This window comes from Micromonospora marincola (assembly GCF_056150385.1).
On the sequence record NZ_JAXCFT010000005.1, the window covers coordinates 34,492 to 48,268 of the forward strand.

The 13,777-nt window shown below is 74.5% G+C and carries 15 protein-coding genes; 7 read left to right on the plus strand and 8 right to left on the minus strand.

Features of this window, described 5'->3' with window-relative positions; genetic code table 11:
• Positions 1-20 precede the first annotated feature (20 nt).
• Positions 21-626, minus strand: a complete 606-nt coding sequence (locus SM450_RS13645) for a TetR/AcrR family transcriptional regulator (RefSeq protein WP_474620108.1) — start codon at positions 624-626, stop codon at positions 21-23.
• A gap of 122 nt (positions 627-748) precedes the next feature.
• Here SM450_RS13645 and SM450_RS13650 point away from each other — a divergent pair, with 122 nt between their 5' ends.
• Complete coding sequence (locus SM450_RS13650) at positions 749-2,788, plus strand: aminotransferase class I/II-fold pyridoxal phosphate-dependent enzyme (protein ID WP_474620109.1); 2,040 nt, start codon at positions 749-751, stop codon at positions 2,786-2,788.
• A 105-nt stretch (positions 2,789-2,893) separates the two neighbouring features.
• Here SM450_RS13650 and SM450_RS13655 read toward each other — a convergent pair whose 3' ends face one another.
• The 7 genes from SM450_RS13655 to SM450_RS13685 form a co-directional block, all read right to left on the minus strand.
• A complete protein-coding gene (locus SM450_RS13655; protein ID WP_474620110.1) occupies positions 2,894-3,664 on the minus strand; it encodes a class I SAM-dependent methyltransferase in 771 nt (256 codons plus the stop codon).
• Positions 3,665-3,668: 4 nt separating this feature from the next.
• Positions 3,669-4,736 (minus strand): radical SAM protein, encoded by a 1,068-nt coding sequence (locus SM450_RS13660; RefSeq protein WP_474620454.1) that lies wholly within the window; start codon positions 4,734-4,736, stop codon positions 3,669-3,671.
• Positions 4,737-4,738: 2 nt separating this feature from the next.
• Positions 4,739-5,569, minus strand: coding sequence for a class I SAM-dependent methyltransferase (locus SM450_RS13665; protein WP_474620111.1), 831 nt, complete (start codon positions 5,567-5,569; stop codon positions 4,739-4,741).
• Positions 5,566-6,060 carry a hypothetical protein gene (locus SM450_RS13670; RefSeq protein WP_474620112.1) on the minus strand — a complete coding sequence of 165 codons (495 nt, stop codon included), beginning with the start codon at positions 6,058-6,060 and terminating at the stop codon, positions 5,566-5,568. The genes SM450_RS13665 and SM450_RS13670 overlap by 4 nt, the downstream gene beginning before the upstream one ends.
• Before the next feature lie 2 nt (positions 6,061-6,062).
• Positions 6,063-6,524: a glycosyltransferase gene (locus SM450_RS13675; RefSeq protein WP_474620113.1), complete on the minus strand. Its 462-nt coding sequence runs from the start codon at positions 6,522-6,524 to the stop codon at positions 6,063-6,065.
• A gap of 58 nt (positions 6,525-6,582) precedes the next feature.
• The gene (locus SM450_RS13680; RefSeq protein ID WP_474620114.1) at positions 6,583-7,326 is read right to left on the minus strand and encodes a metallophosphoesterase family protein; all 744 of its coding nucleotides are present in this window, start codon (positions 7,324-7,326) and stop codon (positions 6,583-6,585) included.
• A 221-nt stretch (positions 7,327-7,547) separates the two neighbouring features.
• On the minus strand, positions 7,548-8,225 hold the full coding sequence (locus tag SM450_RS13685; protein ID WP_007073398.1) for a Crp/Fnr family transcriptional regulator: 678 nt from the start codon (positions 8,223-8,225) through the stop codon (positions 7,548-7,550).
• Between the two features lie 174 nt (positions 8,226-8,399).
• Here SM450_RS13685 and SM450_RS13690 point away from each other — a divergent pair, with 174 nt between their 5' ends.
• The 6 genes from SM450_RS13690 to SM450_RS13715 all read left to right on the plus strand — a co-directional run bounded on the left by SM450_RS13690 (position 8,400) and on the right by SM450_RS13715 (position 13,765).
• The gene (locus SM450_RS13690; RefSeq protein ID WP_474620115.1) at positions 8,400-9,077 is read left to right on the plus strand and encodes an adenosylcobinamide amidohydrolase; all 678 of its coding nucleotides are present in this window, start codon (positions 8,400-8,402) and stop codon (positions 9,075-9,077) included.
• 202 nt (positions 9,078-9,279) lie between these two features.
• Positions 9,280-10,377: a CapA family protein gene (locus SM450_RS13695; RefSeq protein ID WP_474620455.1), complete on the plus strand. Its 1,098-nt coding sequence runs from the start codon at positions 9,280-9,282 to the stop codon at positions 10,375-10,377.
• A 59-nt stretch (positions 10,378-10,436) separates the two neighbouring features.
• Positions 10,437-11,216: an endonuclease III gene (nth, locus tag SM450_RS13700; RefSeq protein WP_474620116.1), complete on the plus strand. Its 780-nt coding sequence runs from the start codon at positions 10,437-10,439 to the stop codon at positions 11,214-11,216.
• Positions 11,213-11,821: a TlpA family protein disulfide reductase gene (locus tag SM450_RS13705; RefSeq protein ID WP_474620117.1), complete on the plus strand. Its 609-nt coding sequence runs from the start codon at positions 11,213-11,215 to the stop codon at positions 11,819-11,821. Before nth ends, SM450_RS13705 begins: the two co-directional genes overlap by 4 nt.
• Complete coding sequence (locus tag SM450_RS13710) at positions 11,818-12,510, plus strand: NUDIX hydrolase (RefSeq protein ID WP_474620118.1); 693 nt, start codon at positions 11,818-11,820, stop codon at positions 12,508-12,510. The genes SM450_RS13705 and SM450_RS13710 overlap by 4 nt, the downstream gene beginning before the upstream one ends.
• A gap of 76 nt (positions 12,511-12,586) precedes the next feature.
• Positions 12,587-13,765: a MarP family serine protease gene (locus tag SM450_RS13715; protein ID WP_474620119.1), complete on the plus strand. Its 1,179-nt coding sequence runs from the start codon at positions 12,587-12,589 to the stop codon at positions 13,763-13,765.
• Positions 13,766-13,777: the final 12 nt, after the last annotated feature.

The window sequence follows — 13,777 nt, forward strand, 5'->3', positions numbered from 1 at the left end:
CCTCCGGGCGGGTGTGCCGGTCAGGGGGTGAGGAGCGTGGCGAGCTGGCGTTTCCAGGTGTGCAGCAGCGCGGTGCGGCGGGTCGAGTCGTCGTTGAGCAGGTTTGCCACGCCCAGCCCGCGGAGCAGGTCGAGGGTGGCCTGCACCGCCTCGCGGACGCCGGGGCGGCGTTCGTCGACACCGAGCAGTTCGACGGTGAGTCGGTGCATCTCCCGGCCCACGGTGGCCTCCAGCGGGACGAGCGCGTCGCGCAGTTCGGCGTCGGTGCGGGCGGCGACCCAGAGTTCGAGGGCGGCGACGAAGAGCGGCCCGGTGAAGGCCACGCCGAGCAGGTCGATCACCCGGTCCAGTCGTTGCGGGCCGGCCGGCAGCGCGTCCGCCTCGGTGCGCAGTTCGGCCGCCCGGCGCTCGGCCAGGTGGCCGACGGCGGCGGTGACAAGCGCGGCCCTGGTGGGGTAGTGGTGGAGCTGCGCACCCCGGGAGACACCGGCGCGGGCGGCCACCACGGTGGTCGTGGTGCCGGACCAGCCGTGCTCCACCAGGCATTCGACGGTCGCCTCCAGCAGCCGGGCCTGGGTGGCGCGGCTGCGTTCCTGCTGCGGGACGCGGGTCGGTGCGGCGGGCACGGGGACAGCCTTCCGCCCCGGAAACAAACAGTCAAGACTGACTTTTTCTCGGGCCGACATCCGACACCTTCGGCGGCCGGATTCGGCGATACTGTGCTCCGTTCACGGGGAGGGCACGAGACATGGATCAATTCGTGCTGGTCGGCGGCTCCGGATTCCTCGGCACCGCGACCGCCGAGGCGCTACTGGCCGCCGGCGCGCGGGTCACCACCGTGGACCGCCATCCGCCGGCCGAGGCGCACACCGCCGCTGGCCTCGACTGGATCCGGGTGGACCTGCTCACCGACGACCCGCCCGAACTGCCGCCCGGCATCGTCGTGGTGCTGCTCGGCGCCAGCGAGCCGCGTCCCCGCCGGCCCTGGACGCTACCGCTCGACAACGCCGTCAGCACCGCCCGGCTGCTGCCCCGGCTCACCGGCCGGCAGGTGGTGCTCACCTCGTCCGTCGAGGTGTACGGCGCCGCGGCCGGCCCACTCACCGAGGACACCGCGCCCGAGCTGCCGTGGACCGTCGAGGAGATCGACGACTGGGGCGCGCGGGCCCGCGAGCTGGCCCGGACGCCCTGCCCACCCTGGCGGTCCGCCCCGCTCGCCCGCGCCATGGCCGACGCCGACCCCACCGGCCGCTGGACGTACGCGATGGCGAAGCTCGCCCAGGAACGGCTCGTCGCCGGCGCGGTCGACCCCGACCGGCTGACCGTGCTCCGGCTCGCGAACGTGGTCGGCGCGGGACAGCACCGGGTCGCCACCCGACTGGTCCGCCGGGCCCGCCAGGGGCTGCCGCTGCCGGTCACCGCCGACGCCGTCCGTAGCTTCCTGCCCGCCGGCGCGCTCGCGGCGATCCTGCTCGACGGAATCGGCCCCGGCGTCTGGAACGTCGGCGGAAAACCGGTGCCACTCACCGACCTCGCCACCTGGATCCGGGACCTGTGCGGCTCGTCGTCGCCGCTGCGGACCGTGCCCCGCCGCACGCCGGACAGCTCCGGCCTGGTGGTCACCGACAGGCTGACCGCCGCCGGCCACCGGATCGGTCCGCTCCACCCACACCTGGCGGCGCTCGTCGCCGAGGTGGACGGCGACCGGACACCCCTGTTCCGGCCGCCGTTGCCGGTCGTCGTGCCGCCCCCGCCGGCAAACCCCGAGCTGGTGGCCGCCCGCCAGCAGGAGGCGCTCGCCAGCGGCGAGGTCAAGCACGGCAACCGGTGGACGCGGGAGCTGACCGAACGACTGGGCAAGGAGCTGGAACTCGACGACGACCACCGGGTGCTTGTCACCGCGTCCGGCACCGCCGCGCTGCGGATCATGGTGGCCGCCACCGTCGGCCCGGCCCGCCCCGGCGACGTGGCGGTGCTGCCGTCGTACACCTTCCCGGCGACCGCGGAGGTCCTGGTCCAGCTCGGGTACGCGCTGCGCTTCGTCGACGTGGACGCGGCGACCTGGACGCTTGACCCGGCGGCCGTCGCCGTCGCGATCGCGCGCGGCGGCGTACGACTTGTGCTCGGCGTCGACACCTTCGGCAACCCGTGCGACTATCCGGCCCTGCGCGCGGTCTGCGACCCCGCCGGGGTGGCGTTGCTGGCCGACTCCGCCGCCGCGCTCGGCAGCCTGCACCAGGGGCGCCCGGTGGCACAGCAGGCGCTCGCCCACTCGTACTCGATGAGCTTCGCCAAGGTCGTCTCGGCCGGCGGGGCCGGCGGCGCCCTGGTGCTGCCCGCCGACGCCGCCGACGCGGTGCTCGCCTCGCCCGCCGGCTGGACCCGCTCGGAACTGATGAACGAGCTGCACGCCGTCGTCGCGGTCGACCAGCTCGCGGAGCTGGACACGATGGTCCGTCACCGGGCCGAGGTGGCCGAGGTGTACGCGGACGCCGCGCGCTCCCTGCCGGTGGAGTGCCAGCAGGCCCGCCCCGGGGACCGGCACTGCTGGGTGCACTGGGTGGCCCGGTTCGCCGAGCGGGACCGGGTGGCGGCGGAGCTGGCCGGCCTCGGCGTGCAGACCAAGCCCTACTTCGCGGCCATCCACCGTGGCCCCCTCGGCGGCGGGGAACGGCTGCCGGTGACCGACCGGCTGGACGCCGAGGCGCTCGCCCTGCCGATGTCGTCGGAACTCACCGTGGAGCAGGCCGAACGGGTCGTCGCCGCGCTGCGCCGCTGCCTGGGCTGAACCCGGCGGCGCTCGCCGGTCGGCTCGCGCCGCGGCGGCCGATGCGGGCGGTCAGGCCGATGCGGGCAGTCAGGCCGGGGCGGGCGGTCAGGCCGATGCGGGCGGTCAGGCCGGGGCGCGGCGGCCGGTGACAAGCAACTGCTTGCCGGCGTCGGCGAGGACCGGGTCGTCACCAAGCCGGCGCTCAAGCGCCAGCAGCGCGTCCCGGTCGGCGGCGAGCCGCCCGGTCAGCCCCGCCCGGCCCAGCGGCCCCGCGCTGACCAGCAACCCGGCGCTGCGGACCTCGACCAGGCCGGCGTCGGCGAACGCGGCCTCCAGCCGGGCGCGGTCCAGCAGATGCAGGTCGGCGGCGTGCCCGTCGGCACGCCACACGCCCCGCCGCCGGGCCAGCCGGTCCACCGCCTCGTCGTCCCGGCCGGCGCCGACCAGCTCCAGCACCAGGCCGACGAGCGAGTCGACGAGCACCGCCAGCACCCCGCCCGGGCGCAACCATCCGGCCAGGTGCCGGACCGCCCGCTCGGGATCGGCGGTGTACTGCAAGGAACCCATCGCCAGCACCGCGCCGGCCGTGGCGGGCAGCGTCACATCAGTCATCGAGCCCTCGACCAGGGTGAAGCCGGGGCCGGGCGGGCGGCGGCGCAGCTCGGCGATCATCCCCGGCGCCTGCTCCACACCCGTCACCGGGTGGCCCAGGTCGAGCAGCCGCCGAGCCCAGCGGCCCACCCCACAGCCGGCGTCCACCACCGGCCCGCCGGGCGGCAGCAGCGCCCGAACCCGCTCCCAGGCCAGATCGTCGTACGCGCGCCGGTGCGGCACCGCGAAGTGCTCCTCGTAGCCGGGAGCAAGCGCGTCGTACAGCGGCTGACTCGGGCGCATCGGCTCAGACAAGGCTGCGCCGCCCGCGCCGCCACTGCCGGTCGGCCAGATAGGTGCCCGGCCGCCAGCGCAGGTTGAGGCTGTAGTTGCTGCCGCAGCCGACACACTCCTTGCGGAACAGCCGCGCGTGCTCGGCGCGGTATTCCGGAGCGTCGACGATCTCGGCGATCGGACGCTGCCGCACCGAGGCGGTCGGGTCGTGCGCCCAGCAGCCGCCGATCTCGCCCCGCGAGTGCACCATCAGCTTGAGCTGCGACTCGGCGCAGGGCAGGTCACGCTGCACGAGATCGTCGAAGTGCCCGCGCAGGTAGCGCAGCTCCGAATAGCGCGGCAGCCACCGCCGGTCGGCCCGGGCCATCGCCTCCAGCTCGGCCAACGCCGCGTCGAGCCGGTCGCCTGCCACGTCGGTCTGCCCGGTGACCGCGTCGGTCCGGAACAGGAACGTTCGGTCGGTGACCAGGTTGAGATAGAGCGTCACGCCCAGCTCCTGGGCGAGCGCCGCGATGCCGGGTAGGCTGTCCACGTTGTCCCGCATCACGGTGAAGTTCATCCGCACCTTCAGGCCGAGCCGGTCGCGCCCCGCGATCAGGTTCCGCAGGTGCCGGGTGGTCGTCTCGAACGCGCCGAGCCGGCCCCGGATCCGGTCGTGCACAACCGCCGTCGGGCCGTCGACGGAGACGTTGAAGCTGCGTACGCCCGCGGCGAGCACCTCGGCGAGGACCGGCGGGGTGAGCCGGATGCCGTTGGTGTTCAGATGCAGGTGGCGCACCCCGACCTCGCGGGCGTACGCCATCAGGGCCAGCGCGTCCGGCCGGATCAACGGCTCGCCGCCGGTGAAGTTGACCTTGTGGATGCGCAGCGCGACGAGTTGGCGCAGCACGTCCCGCCACTCCTCGGTGGACAACTCACCCCTGGTGTTCGTGGTCCAACAGCCGCAGCTCGTGCAGCGCAGGTTGCAGTTGTCGGTGAGGAACAGCTCGGCGACGAGCGGCCGTACGTGCAGCCGGGGCGCGACCCGCTCCTTGACGGCGAGCCGGCCGAAGAACCAGGCCAGCCGAGCGGTGTCGGTCATGCTCACGGTTGCCTCCGGTCGGTGTCGGTCGTGCTCACGGGCGTCTCCGGGCGCTTCCGGGCGATGACGAAGAGGTTGGCCGAGCGGAACAGGCGGCCGTCGAGGTGGATGCCGCGCTCCAGCAGGCGGCGTACCGGGCCGCCGGTGAGCAGCGCCGGGATCTGCAACCACCGCCAGAACAGGTTGGCGCCGGTCACCGTGGTCGGCTCGAAGCCCGCCGCGCGCAGCAGGTCGAGCAGCTCCCCGGTGCGGTAGTTGGTGTGCCGGTCCCGGCCGACCGACATGTCGCCGCGCAGGTCGTCGGAGAGGTCGGCGAACCGGCTGTGCCACACCTGCGACCCGAACCGCCACGAGTAGATCCGGCGGTGCAGCCGGGGGAAGTCGAACTTCGCATTGTCCGGGTCGAGGAAGCTGAAGACGTGCCGGCGCGGCACGGTCAGCACCAGCAGCCCGCCAGGGGCGAGCACCCGGTGCGTCTCGGCGAGCAGCGTGGCCTCGTCGGGCACGTGCTCCAACACGTCGAGCAGGCTCACCGAGTCGAAGCGACAGTCGGGGAACGGCAGCGGCCCGCCGACCCGGAGCCGGTGCAGCGGCAGGCCCGGGTGGCGGGCGGCCAGCCCGGCGAGGTAGCCCGGGTGCGGGTCGGCGCCCTCGCAGGTCACCGTGCCTAGTTCGTGCAGCGTGGCGAGGAAGTCACCGGGACCGCAGCCCAGGTCGAGGTGCCGCCCGGTGCGGCCGGCGAGCGCCGCCCAGGTGAACGCGTACCGGCGCAGCGGGTGGGTGGCGAAGGGCTGCCCGCCCGCGCGGCGGGTCGCCTCGTCGGCCCGGCTCATCGGACGAGCCGGGCGCAGAGCGCGTCGAGCGTGGCGACCAGCCGTTCGCCGTCGACCGCGCCGGGCAGCGGCCGTTCGGCGAGCAGCAGTCGCTGCCGCTCGGGGTGCCCGGCCACCACGGCCGGCAGGTCGGCCACGTCCCACACCGCGACCACCCGGCCCGAGCGTTCCTCCTCGCGCAGGTAGGCGACCTGGTGGTCGTTGCCCATCTCGCCCCGTGCCGCCTCCCGGGCCACCGCGACCGGCACCCGGCCGAGTCGCTGGACCAGGCGTACGGTGTTGCCCGCGTGGGTGATCACCACATCGGCGGCGGCCAGCCGCTCCCGCATGTCGTCCAGGGGCAGGAACGCCTCGTGCGGGCACGGCGGCGTCACGGTCGAGGTGCCGGTCTGGACGAACACCTCGTGCGCGGCGCAGAGCGGCGCGACCCCGGCGACCAGGCGATCGAACGGCCACGGACCCATACCGACGGTGACCAGGACGCGGGCCATGGTCAGTAGAGCTCCCCGATGAGCACCGCGCGGGGCCGGGAGGCCAGCAGGGCGGGCCGTTGCACGAGCACCGCGGCGGCGAGCCGGGAGCAGAGCCGGGCGGCGGCCCCGGCGGGCCCGGTCATGTTGAACGTCTCCAGCCACAGCGCCGGCACCCGGAGCAGGCGGGCGGCGAGGAAGACGCCGACGGCGACCCCGGTGCCGGCCGACACCACCACGTCGGGTCGCTCCCGGCGCAGCAGCCGCAGGGCACGCCAGGCCGCCGGCAACACCCGGAGTCGGGTGCGCGTCGACAACTCGGGCTGCCAGTGCACCCGCTGCCCGGCCAGTGCCACCTCGGTGTCGGGGGCGCGGACCGCCACCCACACCGGGTCGTGCCGCTCCCACCAGGGGCGCAGCGCGAGCAGGTCCAGCAGGACGCCGCCGCTGCTGGAGACGAGGAGTATCCGGTAACGCCGGCCCATCACGCCACGCTATCGCAGAGTCGCGGATCAGGGCGGATCTGTCCAGGATGGACGGCCGTCAGCGGCCGTCCCGGGGGCCGAAGACAGCCAGGGCGTCGAGGTCCGAATAACGCCCGCGCAGGTACTCGTCCACCCACTGCCCCGCCTCGGGGAAGCCGGACTCGGCGGACACCCGGGCCGCGGCGGCGTCCACGTCGTACCGGGTGCGGCGCAGTTGCACGCCGGGGCCGAGCAGCGCCCACCAGGCGCCGGCGCCGCCGTACGGCATGCCGACGCTGCCCGGGTTGACCACCAGACGGCGGTCGACCAACCGGGCGAACGGCATGTGGGTGTGCCCGCAGACCACGGTGCCGACCTCGGCCGGCAGGCCGCCGAAGACCTCGGCCCAGCGCGCCGGCCGCGAGTCGACGAGCACGACCTCCTCGTCGTCGCGGGGGGTCGCGTGGCAGAACAGCACCTCACCCAGGCCGGCGACCGGCAGGGTGACGTGCGGCGGCAGCGCGGCCAGCCGGGCGACCTGGTCGGCGCGGAGCTGCCCGGCGGCCCAGTTGGAGACCTCGATCTCCGACGGCTTGCCGGCCCGCGCCTCGACCAACTCCCGATCGGCGTTCCCGCCCACCCAACGGGCGCGGTCACCGAGCGCGGCGAGCCGGTCCAGCACCTCGACCGGCTGCGGGCCGGCCGCGATGTCGCCGGTGAGCACGATCAGGTCGGCGGCGGCCACGTCCGGTTCGGCCAGGACGGCATCAAGCGCCGGCAGCACACCGTGGATGTCGGAGAGTACGGCGACTCGATCGATCATCGCCCCAGCCTGGCCGCGGGTCACCGGCGCGTCCAGGAATTCTGCGCCCGGCAGACGGCCGGGCGCCGGTGGCGCGCGGTCCGGGGCGCCCCGCGCGGCCCCGGACGGAACCGCCGCCGGTCTTGGACGGGAGCCCCGCCGGCCCCGGACGGGACCGGCTCGGGCCGCGCGGGGCGGACCGGGCCGGAACGAAGCGGGGGCCGGGAGCACCGGCCGGAAGGTCAGACCCGCGCGCGGCGGGCCAGGCGCTCCGGGTCGAGGATGATGATGCTCTTGCCGTCCAGCCGCAGCCAGCCGCGTGAGGCGAAGTCGGCGAGCGCCTTGTTGACGGTCTCCCGGGAGGCGCCGACGAGCTGGGCGATCTCCTCCTGGGTGAGGTCGTGGGTCACCCGCAGCACGCCGCCGTCACGGGTGCCGAACCGGCCGGCCATCTGGAGCAGGTTCTTGGCGACCCGACCCGGCACGTCTGTGAAGATCAGGTCGGCGAGGGAGTCGTTCGTCCGGCGCAGCCTGCGGGCCAGCACCCGGAGCAACTGCTCGGCGATCTCCGGCCGGTTGTTGAGCCACGGCCGCAGCGCCTGCTTGCGCAGCCGGACGAGCCGGGTGTCGGTGACCGCGGTGGCGGTCGCCGTCCGCGGGCCGGGGTCGAACAGCGACAGCTCGCCCACCATGTCCGACGGGCCCATCACGGCGATCAGGTTCTGCCGGCCGTCCGCCGCGCGGCGACCCACCTTGATCTTGCCGGACAGGAGGATGTAGAGACTGTCACCGGGCTCACCCTCGTTGAAGACGACCTCGCCCTTGCGGACCTCGATCGTCTCCATCTCCTTGGCGAGCGCCTCGGCAGCCTCCGGGTCAACGCCCTGGAAGATCCCGCTTCGGGCCAGTACCTCGTCCATCGCGCACCTCCGCCTGCGCGTGCCGTCCGTCGGCCCGGGTCCGCCGTCCGCTGATCCCTCGCGCGCCGCCAGTCTAGGCGCACGTGAGCAGGAATCGGAGGTGCACCCCTGGATCTCGCTCCCCGGTCCGGGTCGGCGCCACCCCTCCCCACCAGTGATCGTAGGGTGATCGGCGTGCTGGGTGAGCCGATCCTGACCAGCCGGCCGGAGGCCGGGTGGGACATCCCGCTGTTGTTCTGGCGGGCCGAGACGCCGCTGCTGGCGGTCGGCTCCGCCCCGCTGGGCGGGGGGATCGGCGTCCGCGGGTGGGTGGTCAACGCGACCGTGCCGATGTCGTACGACCGGGACGACCCCGCCGCCCACCTGGCTGAGCTGGCCCACGACCTGGACCTGGCCGGGCCCGGGGTCGGGCTGCTGACCGGCGTGGACGTGACCGAGGTGGTGCGCCGGACGGACGGCGGCGTGCGGGTCTGGGCGACTGTCGGCCTGGGCACACCGGTGTGGGCCGCCGCGCCCGACGCTGTCGCGCCCGCCTCCACCGCGCCCGCCCAGCGCGTCGGCACGATCAACATCGTCGCGTACGTGCCGGACCGGCTCGGCGACGCGGCCCTGGTCAACGCGGTGGCCACGGCCACCGAGGCGAAGGCGCAGGCGATCGGGGAGCTGGGGCTGCCGGCCACCGGGACCGCCACCGACGCGGTGACCGTGCTCTGCCCGGCCGACGGCGAGCCGGCCCCGTACGGCGGGCCGCGCTCGGCGTGGGGCGCCCCGCTGGCCCGTGCCGTGCACGCCGCGGTGCGCGACGGCGGTGCCGGCACGGTGGTGCCCTGGTCCGACCGGCGGGCGGGCTGACGTGCGCGGGCGGTTACTCCGGCCATTCGGCCCTCGTCGTGGCGTGCCCCGCACGGTAGCGTCGCCGGCGATGTACGCTCCCGCCCGCTCTGTGCCCCGTTCCCACCGCCCCGCTGGCCCGGTTCCGCGCCGCGTCGAACCCGTCGCGCGCCGGTCCGCCCTCGGCTCGCGTCTCGCCGCGCTCGTCGCCCTCTTCACGGTCCTGCTCGCCGCCGGCTGCTCGGACTCCGGCGACGGCGACCCGATCTGGCAGAGCGGGCAGGGCGGGGGCTCGACCGGCTCGGCCAGGCCCGCGACGGGCGACCAACCGGCGGCCGGCGAGTCCAAGGAGCCGTCCATCTCGCTCACCGCGACCGGCGACGTGATCATGGGTAACGCGCCGAGCCGGCTGCCCCCCAACGGCGGCAAGGGCTTCTTCAACGACGTGAAGTCCGCGCTCAAGGGCGACCTGGTGATGGGCAACCTGGAGGAGCCGCTCACCGAGGACACCGGCGCCGGCAAGTGCGGCCCCAACCCGAAGAACTGCTACCAGTTCCGGGCCCCGCCCGGCTACGCGGCGCACCTGCGCTCGGCCGGGTTCCAACTGCTCAACCAGGCCAACAACCACGGCAACGACTACGGTCAGCAGGGCTACGAGAACACCCAGTCGGCGCTTGAGGCGCACGGGCTCAAGCACACCGGTGCGCCCGGCGAGATCACCGTGGTCGACGTCAAGGGCATCAAGGTGGCAGTGGTCGGCTTCTCGTCGTACGCCTGGTCGAACAGCCTGATCGACCTGGGCGCCGCCAAGCAGGTCATCGAGATGGCCAAGGGGATGGCCCAGCTCGTGGTGGTCCAGGCGCACATGGGCGCCGAGGGCGCCGACAAGACCCGGGTGAAGCCGGGCACGGAGACGTACGTCGGGGAGAACCGGGGCGACCCGGTGCGGTTCGCCCGCGCCGTCATCGACGCCGGCGCCGACCTGGTGATCGGGCACGGCCCGCACGTGCTGCGCGGCATGGAGTTCTACCAGGGCAAGCTGATCGCCTACAGCCTGGGCAACTTCGCCGGCGGCGGGAAGTCGCTGAACAGCGACGGTCGGCTCGGCTGGGGCGGCGTGCTCAAGGTGTCGCTCACCGCCGAGGGGCGCTTCGTCGGCGGCACGTTCACCTCGACCGCGATGAACGGCGTGGGCCGGCCGTCCGTCGACCGGCAGGACCGTGGCCTCGGGCTGGTGCGCGAGGTGACCCGGGCGGACTTCGGCACGACCGGCGCGAAGCTCGACGGGGCCGGCAAGATCAGCGCTCCGGCGGGTGGCTGAGCGAACGTCACCCGCGTCGGCGCGCCGGAGCGTCGGCCCCGCGACGTAGGCTGGCCGGCGTGACCACGCGCTCCCCCGAGACCGACCTCGGCCGTACGCGTCGCGCCCGCCGCATCGGTCGGGTGCTGACCGAGACCCACCCCGACGCGCACTGTGAACTCGACCACTCCAACGCGTTGGAGCTGGCGGTCGCCACGATCCTGTCCGCCCAGTGCACCGACAAGAAGGTCAACGAGGTCACGCCGAAGCTGTTCGCCCGCTACCGCACCGCCGCCGACTACGCCGGGGCGGACCGCGCGGAGCTGGAGGAGCTGATCCGGCCCACCGGGTTCTACCGCAACAAGACCAGCTCGCTGATCAACCTGGGCCGCGCGCTCTGCGAGCGGTACGACGGCGAGGTGCCAGGCAAGCTGGCCGACCTGGTCACCCTGCCGGGCATCGGGCGCAAGACCGCGAACGTCATCCTCGGCAACGCCTTCGACGTCCCCGGCATCACCGTCGACACCCACTTCCAGCGGCTGGTGCAGCGGTGGGAGCTGACCACCGAGACCGACCCGGTCAAGATCGAGCACGCGATCGGCGCGCTCTTCCCCAAGCGCGACTGGACCATGCTGTCGCACCGGATCATCTTCCACGGCCGCCGGGTCTGCCACGCCCGCAAGCCGGCGTGCGGCGCGTGCACGTTGGCGAAGCTCTGCCCCGCGTACGGCACCGGGCCGACCGAGCCGGCCGCCGCGGCCAAGCTGCTGAAGGGCCCCCGCGCGCGTGACCTCGCGGCGGCCGTCGGCCTCGACCCCGACCTGGTGCCGCAGCAGGCGGCCGTGGCGGACGTGCCGTGAACCACCGCCGGCTCGCCCTTCTGCTCGTCCCGCTGCTGCTGGCGGCGGTGGGTTGCACCGCCACGGCCGAGGAGCCGGCCGGCCCGGCGCCCGCCACCCGGGCGGAACGCCCGTCGCCGTTCGCCGACTGCGCCCCGCTGACCGTGGCGCCGGCCTCGGCCGCGCCCGCGCCCGACGGCGACGCCGGTGGTCCGCTGCCCGACCTGACGCTCAACTGCTTCACCGGCGGCGCGCCGGTCACGCTGCGCGACCTCAAGGGTCCGTTGGTGATCAACGTGTGGGCGTCCTGGTGCCCGCCGTGCCGTAAGGAGCTGCCCGCGTTCCAGCGGCTCAGCGAGCGGGCCGACGGCCGGTTCCAGGTGGTCGGCGTGAACAGCCGGGACAGCCGCGGCGGCGCGCAGTCCATCGGCGAGGACTTCGGGGTCGGTTTCCCGATGCTCGTCGACCAGGGCGACGCGTTCGAGCGCGCGTTGGAACGCAGCGCGTTCCCGCTTACCGTGCTTGTCGGCGCCGACGGGCGGATCCGGCACATCGAGGGGACGGGCGCGCTCGACGACGCCCGCCTCGCCACGCTCGTCCGGACCCACCTCGGGGTGCGGGTATGACCCGACGGCCGCCGGGATGGTTCGACCCGCTGCTGGGCCGGCTCGGCACCGCGCGGGCGGAGGACTTCACCCGCCTCACCACCCCGGAGACCGGCGGTCGGGAGAGCGCCGTGCTGGTGCTGCTCGGCGAGGAGCCCGGCGTCGGGCCGGACGTGCTCGTCCTCCAGCGCGCCGCGACCCTGCGCAACCACGCCGGCCAGCCGGCCTTCCCCGGTGGGGCGGCCGACCCGGAGGACGCCGACGCCCGGGCCACCGCGCTGCGCGAGGCGAACGAGGAGGTCGGCCTCGACCCGGGCAGCGTCACCGTGCTCGCCGAGCTGCCCCGCCTCTGGATCCCGGTAAGCGACTTCGTGGTCACTCCGGTGCTCGCCTGGTGGCACGACCCGCACCCGGTGCACCCGCGTGAGCCGGCCGAGGTGGCGCACGTTGCCCGGCTGCCGGTCGCCGAGCTTGTCGACCCGGACAACCGGATGCGGGTCCGCCATCCCAGCGGCTGGACCGGCCCGGCCTTCTCGGCGCGCGGCATGCTGGTGTGGGGCTTCACCGCCGGGGTGATCGACCGGCTGCTGGAGATGGGCGGCTGGGCCCGGCCCTGGCCGCGTTCCCGGGTGGTGGAGCTGCCGCCGGTGGGTGCCACGCCCGCCCCCTCGGCCGGCACCGACGCGGCCGACGAGAGCCGGGTGCGCTGATCACTCGCACGCATCCTCAGGTCACGTTCAGCGAGCGCTGAGCCGGGTGCGAGCCCGGTGCCCGTACCCTTGGGGCGTGTCCGCCGTGGATCTCGTACTGCTGCTGCTCATACTCGTGTTCGCGATCAGCGGATACCGTCAGGGCTTCGTCATCGGCGCCCTGTCGTTCTCCGGGTTCTTCCTGGGCGCGTTGATAGGTCTCCAGGTCGGCCCGCTGATCGCCAGGCAGTTCGCGGCAAGCGGCACCCGGGTGCTGATCTCCCTGGTGGCGATCTTCGGGCTCGCCGTGCTGGGGCAGGCGCTCGCCGGTTGGCTCGGCTCCAACCTGCGCGCCGCCATCACCGGGCCGACCGGGAAGAAGGTCGACGACGTCGGCGGCGCGTTCATCTCGGTCATCGCGGTCATGCTCGTGGCCTGGCTGGTCGCGGTGCCGCTGGGCTCCTCGTCGGTGCCCTGGCTGGCCGCCTCGGTCAAGAACAGCGCGCTGCTCACCGTGGTGGACCAGGTGCTGCCCGACCGCGCCCAGGAGCTTTCCACCGCCCTGCGGGACACCGTCGACACCAACGGCTTCCCCGACGTGTTCAACGGCCTGGGCAGCACCACTGCCCGGCAGGTGTCCCCGCCCGACCCGGCGCTTGCCGGCTCGCAGGTGGTGGCGAACAGCAAGCGGTCCGTGGTGAAGGTGCTCGGCTCCGCGCCGAGCTGCTCCCGCCGGATCGAGGGCTCCGGCTTCGTCTACGCCGACGACCGGGTGATGACGAACGCGCACGTGGTGGCCGGCACCCGCTCGGTGGCGGTGGAGCTGCGCGGTGAGCGCTACGACGGCGAGGTGGTGGTCTACGACCCGGCGCGGGACCTGGCCGTGCTCTACGTACCCGGGCTGCCCGGGCCGTCGCTGCGTTTCGCCGCCGGGGCCGCCGGCAGCGGGGCGGACGCGATCGTGCTCGGCTTCCCCCTCGACGGCCCGTACGACGCCCGGCCGGCCCGGGTCCGCGACGTCGACCGGATCACCGGGCCGGACATCTACTCCTCCGGCGACGTGACCCGGGAGATCTACACGATCCGGGCGCTTGTGCGCAGCGGCAACTCCGGCGGCCCGCTTGTCTCGTCGAACGGGCTGGTGCTCGGGGTGATCTTCGCGGCGGCTGCGGACGACCCGAACACCGGCTTCGCGGTCACCGCGACCGAGGCGCGGCCGGTGGCGCTTGCGGGCGCGGAGCGTACCCGGGGCGTGGCCACCGGCGACTGCACCTGAGGCCGACTGCAC

Excerpts from the sequence above, each read along its gene's own strand:
- SM450_RS13670 (WP_474620112.1), bottom strand. The coding sequence starts at position 6,060 with ATGGCCCGCGTCCTGGTCACCGTCGGTATGGGTCCGTGGCCGTTCGAT.
- SM450_RS13650 (WP_474620109.1), top strand. The coding sequence starts at position 749 with ATGGATCAATTCGTGCTGGTCGGCGGCTCCGGATTCCTCGGCACCGCG.
- SM450_RS13710 (WP_474620118.1), top strand. The coding sequence starts at position 11,818 with ATGACCCGACGGCCGCCGGGATGGTTCGACCCGCTGCTGGGCCGGCTC.
- SM450_RS13675 (WP_474620113.1), bottom strand. The coding sequence starts at position 6,524 with ATGGGCCGGCGTTACCGGATACTCCTCGTCTCCAGCAGCGGCGGCGTC.
- SM450_RS13685 (WP_007073398.1), bottom strand. The coding sequence starts at position 8,225 with ATGGACGAGGTACTGGCCCGAAGCGGGATCTTCCAGGGCGTTGACCCG.
- SM450_RS13655 (WP_474620110.1), bottom strand. The coding sequence starts at position 3,664 with ATGCGCCCGAGTCAGCCGCTGTACGACGCGCTTGCTCCCGGCTACGAG.
- SM450_RS13665 (WP_474620111.1), bottom strand. The coding sequence starts at position 5,569 with ATGAGCCGGGCCGACGAGGCGACCCGCCGCGCGGGCGGGCAGCCCTTC.
- SM450_RS13680 (WP_474620114.1), bottom strand. The coding sequence starts at position 7,326 with ATGATCGATCGAGTCGCCGTACTCTCCGACATCCACGGTGTGCTGCCG.
- SM450_RS13660 (WP_474620454.1), bottom strand. The coding sequence starts at position 4,736 with ATGACCGACACCGCTCGGCTGGCCTGGTTCTTCGGCCGGCTCGCCGTC.